At 44.4% G+C, this 5020-nt stretch carries 4 protein-coding genes and 1 tRNA gene; 3 read left to right on the top strand and 2 right to left on the bottom strand.

Going from position 1 to position 5020, the window contains the following annotated elements; translation table 11 throughout:
* Window positions 1-78: 78 nt before the first annotated feature.
* A tRNA-Gly gene (locus AB4496_RS06175) sits at window positions 79-154 on the bottom strand.
* Between the two features lie 180 nt (window positions 155-334).
* Window positions 335-880: an oligoribonuclease gene (gene orn, locus AB4496_RS06170; protein ID WP_012603103.1), complete on the bottom strand. Its 546-nt coding sequence runs from the start codon at window positions 878-880 to the stop codon at window positions 335-337.
* A 150-nt stretch (window positions 881-1030) separates the two neighbouring features.
* Between orn and rsgA the strand changes: the two genes are divergently transcribed.
* The 3 genes from rsgA (at window position 1031) to AB4496_RS06155 (ending at window position 4860) form a co-directional block, all read left to right on the top strand.
* Window positions 1031-2086 carry a small ribosomal subunit biogenesis GTPase RsgA gene (gene rsgA / locus AB4496_RS06165; RefSeq protein WP_012603102.1) on the top strand — a complete coding sequence of 352 codons (1056 nt, stop codon included), beginning with the start codon at window positions 1031-1033 and terminating at the stop codon, window positions 2084-2086.
* A gap of 125 nt (window positions 2087-2211) precedes the next feature.
* Window positions 2212-3123: an archaetidylserine decarboxylase gene (gene asd / locus AB4496_RS06160; protein WP_009847911.1), complete on the top strand. Its 912-nt coding sequence runs from the start codon at window positions 2212-2214 to the stop codon at window positions 3121-3123.
* Between the two features lie 321 nt (window positions 3124-3444).
* Window positions 3445-4860 carry a DASS family sodium-coupled anion symporter gene (locus AB4496_RS06155; RefSeq protein WP_009847912.1) on the top strand — a complete coding sequence of 472 codons (1416 nt, stop codon included), beginning with the start codon at window positions 3445-3447 and terminating at the stop codon, window positions 4858-4860.
* Window positions 4861-5020: the final 160 nt, after the last annotated feature.

The following is a 5020-nucleotide window of genomic DNA, read 5'->3' as shown; positions in this document are numbered from 1 at the left end:
CCGAATGCATTGTTTAAGTCAATGAATCTTTCTCTCTAAAGAGACCTTCTAGGAATTCACTTCCTAAAAGTATAAATCTGGAGCGATACATCGGGTTCGAACCGATGACCTCAACCTTGGCAAGGTTGCGCTCTACCAACTGAGCTAGTATCGCAAACTGAAAACGTCTTTCGCCGTTCAGGGCTGCGAATTATAAGAGCATTTTTTTGTGATGCAAGTCCTTAATGCAAAAATCAGCAAGTTTTTACTCAACTGCTGTAAAAGCACACATATTTGCAAAAAAAATAGCTCTTATGTCCCTGAAAAGTTAGATAAACGTGAACATTTGATCTGATTAGATGTTAATAATCGTTTTTCGATAGTACTGCAGCTCAGCAATAGACTCTCGAATATCGTCTAATGCAAGGTGGCTTCCCGACTTAGAAAAACCATCTAACACTTCAGGCTTCCAACGGCGAGTCAGCTCTTTTAGGGTGCTAACATCAACATAACGGTAGTGGAAGTACTCTTCCAGCTCTGGCATATGCTTGTATAAGAATCGGCGATCTTGACCAATGCTGTTGCCACAAATTGGTGACTTACCTTTTGGTACCCATTTTTCCAGAAACTCAATCGTTTGTTGAATGGCATCTTGCTCTGAAACTGTACTGTCTTGAATTCGTTTCACTAGGCCACTACCGGTGTGAGTCGTTGTGCACCACTCGTCCATCTTGTCCAATTCACTCTGAGGTTGGTGAATAGCCAAAACAGGTCCTTCAGCCAGGATATTAAGCTCACTATCAGTAACGATAGTAGCAATTTCAATGATTTTATGAGTTTCAGGATCAAGTCCTGTCATCTCGAGATCAACCCAAATAAGGTTCTGATCGCTAAAGGACATAAGGCGTCGCCTATTTGTTTATGTATAAAAGAGGTACTATACCCAAATAACTATACTCAAACTAGCTTTAGAGCCATCGAAATCATATGGCAGTAGCAACATCCTGTTTGAGTTCCCAATCATCAAGTTAGATGTGTTAAGTGAAAAATTGTGGCTAAAAAAAAGAAGTTAACCAAAGGTCAGGTACGTCGCGTACGTAGCAACCAGAACAAGCGACTCAAGAAAGAAGATTCTATCCAATGGGACGAGAACATGCTTGGCGGAACAAAAAGCGGACTCGTGATTACGCGCTTTGGTCAACATGCCGATATCGAAGATCTTGAAACCAACGAAGTTCACCGTTGTAACTTACGCCGTAGTATTGAGACTTTAGTTTCTGGTGACCGAGTAACTTGGCGTGCAGGCTTAGAATCCATGGCTGGCATCTCAGGTGTTGTCGAAGCCGTTGAGCCAAGAACGTCAATGCTAACTCGCCCTGACTACTATGACGGCCTCAAACCGGTTGCCGCAAACGTAGACCAAATGGTTATCGTTTCAGCTGTACTACCAGAGCTATCACTTAATATCATCGACCGCTACTTGATCGCCTCTGAAACGGTGAATATCGCCCCTTTAGTTGTACTCAATAAAGTTGACTTGCTGACAGAACAACAAATTAGCGAATACCGCGAAACACTGAAGATATACGAGAAAATCGGCTATAAAGTCATGTTCGTGAGTAAAGAGTCGGGTTACGGCATCAAAGAGTTGGAAGCTGAACTGAAAGATCGTATCAACATTTTCGTTGGTCAATCTGGTGTAGGTAAATCCAGCGTAGTGAATGCACTGATGCCAACATTGGACATTGAAGAAGGCGCAGTTTCTGAAAACTCAGGACTGGGTCAACACACCACCACAGCAGCGCGTTTGTATCACTTCCCTTCTGGTGGTGATCTTATCGATTCCCCAGGGGTACGTGAATTCGGCTTATGGCATTTAGAACCCGATGAAGTCACAGATGCTTTCATTGAATTCAAGCCATACCTAGGTGGCTGTAAGTTCCGCGACTGTAAACACAATGACGACCCAGGATGTCTTCTACGTGAAGCCGTTGAAGACGGAAAAATTAGCCGCTTACGTTTTGCTAGCTACCATCGCATTATTGAAACAATGGCTGACAACAAAGATAACCGTCAGTACTCACGAAGCAAGAAAGCCGATCTCTAATCGCGTTTTTGTGAACAAATGTGTGCATTTACTGACAATTGGCGCGAACTTAAGTAACATCTCGCGCCCTAAACCGTCATCGACAGATTTAATTGAAAAACAATTAGCATTGGAAAATTAATACAATGGATAAGATTAAAGTTGGATTGCAGTACTGGATCCCACAACATGGCCTGACTCGTTTAGTTGGTAAACTGGCGTCTGCTAAAGCGGGTGGTTTAACGACAGCGATCATTAACTGGTTCATCAAGCAATACAAAGTGAACATGGATGAAGCTCTGCATAGCGATCCAAAACACTTTAAGACATTCAATGAATTCTTCGTACGTGAATTGAAAGAAGGCATGCGCCCTATCGCAGAAGGTGACTCTGTTATTGTTCACCCTGCTGATGCACGTGTAAGTCAGTTTGGCCCAATTACTGATGGTCAACTGATTCAAGCTAAAAACCATAACTACTCAGCACGTGAGTTGCTTGGTGGTGATGCAGACCTAGCCGATGAGTTTAAAGACGGTGAATTCGCAACGCTTTACTTGTCGCCAAGTGATTATCACCGTGTGCACATGCCATGCGACGGCACACTGCGTCAGATGATCTACGTTCCCGGAGACCTGTTCTCAGTTAACCCGCTAACGGCAGAGAACGTTCCAAACCTATTCGCACGTAACGAGCGTGTGGTTTGTATCTTTGATACTGAGTTTGGCCCAATGGCACAAGTGCTGGTTGGTGCAACTATCGTAGGTAGCATCGAGCAAGTATGGGCTGGCACCATCACGCCACCTCGCGGTAACTCGGTTTACAAGTGGGATTACCCAGCACAAGGTGATAAATCTATTATCTTGAAGAAAGGCGAAGAGATGGGTCGCTTCAAGCTTGGTTCAACGGTTATCAACCTGTTTGCTAAAGATGCAATCAAGTTTGACGACACTATGCAGAATGGTGAGAAAACCGTTCTAGGCACTCCTTTCGCGCACATTGCGGGTAAAGACGTTGAGACTGAAGCTGTTGATTCAGCAGAGAACACTGACCAAGCTTAACGATCTGAGTTAACTCATTTAGTTTTAAAGGCGCGTTACTTTTTCTATATCAGAGAAGAACGCGCCTTTTTCTTAACTCTACCAATTCGTTTCCTACTCAAGCTCTAACAACCCAAGCTTTCAAACCTCAATCCTCACCCCCTGCCCAGCCACCTGCGGCTTCTCACTCTTGCCTCTAATTGCCCAGATAAAATATTGACCAAAAGCAAAACAACTGTCGAAACCTTAAACAACTTTTCGATTTTACAACCCGTCTCCAAGTACCAAAAATCCAGATAACTTACTCTATTTGAAGATATTTTATTTATAGGGTCTTTGTACATGCCTAAACTCAATGTTGGCGTTCTGGTCAAGCTGTTGATTTGTTTTGCGATTCCCTTAGGCGTGTTATTCATGCCGATAGATTCAATACCAATCGATGATCTCACGCTGATTCAACATCGCTTGTTGGCAATATTCTTGTTGGCCGCTCTACTGTGGGTGCTTGAACCTGTTCCGGTATTCGCCACTTCAATTTTGATCATTGCGCTTGAACTGGTGATGATATCTGACAAAGGTTTACACCTATTTAGAAATCCACCAACGGGGCACGATCTCGGTGAGTTAATCAAATATACCGACATCTTCGGTGCATTTTCGTCACCGATCATCATCCTTTTCATGGGTGGTTTTGCTCTTGCGATATCCGCATCCAAGTATGAACTCGATAACAACCTAGCTCGAGTGCTGCTCAAACCATTCGGTACAGAACCGCGCTTTATCATGCTAGGTTTAATGCTGATCACCGCCGTGTTCTCAATGTTCATGTCAAATACCGCAACCACGGTTATGATGCTGGCCCTGCTCGGCCCTATTGTGGCTTCGGCACCCAAAGGCGATATGGGGATTAAGGCGCTCGTATTGTGTATTCCAATTGCTGCCAACACCGGTGGTATAGCGACACCCATCGGTACACCGCCCAATGCCATCGCACTACAATACCTAACCGGTGAAAACACCATCGACTTCCTCAGCTGGATGATGATGGGCTTACCCTTTGTGATCATCCAACTCACCATCGCTTGGTTTCTCCTACAAAAACTCTTCCCTTCTAAAGAAAGAAATATGGTCCTCAAGCTTGATGGACAATTTAAAAAGAGCTGGCGAGCGATCGTGGTTTACATCACCTTCGCTGCGACAATCTTATTGTGGATGACCACCAAACTGCATGGCATGAACACTTATGTGGTCTCTATCATTCCACTGGCTGTTTTTACTCTCACTGGCATCATGGGCAAAGAAGAACTCAAGCTGATTAACTGGGATGTGTTGTGGCTGGTTGCGGGTGGTATAGCGATTGGGATTGGCTTGGATAAAACAGGCTTAGCCGCTGCACTCGCACACGCGATTGATTATGAATCGCTCTCGCCGACTGCAGTGGTACTAACGCTGTCTATCGTGTGTTGGCTAATGGCTAATTTCATGTCGAACACAGCTACCGCAAACTTGCTGATGCCGATAGCAGCTGCGATTGGCGCTTCTATGGAAAGCCTAGTAGCAATTGGAGGCTTACAAGGCTTGCTGGTTGTGGTCGCCTTCTCGGCATCGCTCGGGATGATTCTTCCAGTATCGACGCCACCAAACTCGCTGGCTTACTCAACTGGGCTTATCGAAAGCAAAGATATGGCGAAGATGGGTATCATCTTAGGGATTGTCGGCTTACTGATGGTCTACCTCGCGCTGTTTATTATCACTTAGCACGTCAATGCCTCCCTTCCGTCCAGCTAGTAATCGTGACCTCGCTAGCTGGCGGGCCACCAGATTTTAACCAATAAGATAAATCCTGATAACAATTAACACCTTAGCAGCAACCAATTGTGATTCCACTTCACTGTTTATTAAAAATAATCATATATAT

Origin of the sequence: Vibrio sp. 10N.222.46.A1, assembly GCF_041473595.1 — a bacterium.
Lineage (GTDB): Bacteria > Pseudomonadota > Gammaproteobacteria > Enterobacterales > Vibrionaceae > Vibrio > Vibrio tasmaniensis_A.
The sequence above is the reverse complement of the archived record's forward strand: the minus strand, read 5'-3'. Positions and strand labels throughout refer to the sequence as shown.

Excerpts from the sequence above, each read along its gene's own strand:
- AB4496_RS06155 (WP_009847912.1), top strand. The coding sequence starts at position 3,445 with ATGCCTAAACTCAATGTTGGCGTTCTGGTCAAGCTGTTGATTTGTTTT.
- asd (WP_009847911.1), top strand. The coding sequence starts at position 2,212 with ATGGATAAGATTAAAGTTGGATTGCAGTACTGGATCCCACAACATGGC.
- orn (WP_012603103.1), bottom strand. The coding sequence starts at position 880 with ATGTCCTTTAGCGATCAGAACCTTATTTGGGTTGATCTCGAGATGACA.